Origin of the sequence: Bacillus sp. Nf3, from assembly GCF_003028545.1 — a bacterium.
GTDB lineage: Bacteria > Bacillota > Bacilli > Bacillales > Bacillaceae > Bacillus > Bacillus safensis.
The window spans coordinates 1-616 of the sequence record NZ_PYUA01000058.1 but is presented as its reverse complement, the minus strand read 5'-3'; the positions used below and the strand labels follow the sequence as shown (position 1 = coordinate 616).

At 65.7% G+C, this 616-nt stretch carries 1 protein-coding gene; it reads left to right on the top strand.

The features are described from left to right. Nucleotides 1-208: 208 nt before the first annotated feature. A partial coding sequence (locus C9414_RS20835) for a DUF1249 domain-containing protein (RefSeq protein ID WP_107164303.1) occupies nt 209-616 on the top strand: 408 nt, incomplete at its 3' end.

Sequence of the window (616 nt, the reverse complement as noted above, 5' to 3'; positions counted from 1 at the left end):
TTGAGGCCCGCTTCTGTAGAGTCGAGCCATGCTCGACTCTCCTTCCCTGTGCAGCCGAGCATGGCTCGGCTCTACAAAGGGGCAGCAGCATGACCCCAGGTACGGACATCGGGTAGAGCCGGCCGCTGGCCGGCTGATCGCAACACCTCCGGGGTTGGCTTGCGCATGCGCGCCCCCACGTTGAAGCACCAACGTGTAGGATCGACCCATGGCCCGAGCCTTGCCCCGCACCAATCGCATTCCCCGCCTGAGCCGGTTGAGCTGGCTCATGGGGCTGTACGCGGAAAACTACCGGCACCTGGTGCGCCTGTTCGAACCGGCCGGATTGGCGGCGGGCAGCTACATTTCCTCGATCGGCGACGGTCTGGACGTGCGCCTGGACGTCATCGAATGCCATCGCTATACGGTGGAACTGCGCCTGACCTACGACCTGGCCGACCCGGTCACCGGCGAGCCGGATCCTTCGGCCTATGTGCGGCTGTACCGTGACGCGCGCCAGGCCGAGACCACCCATTGCTATGTGGGCCGCCGCTGGCAGGACACAATGGGCCTGTACCCGCCGCCGGCCGAGCTGATCAGCCACCGCATGCGGATGAACACCTTCCTCGGCAAGTGG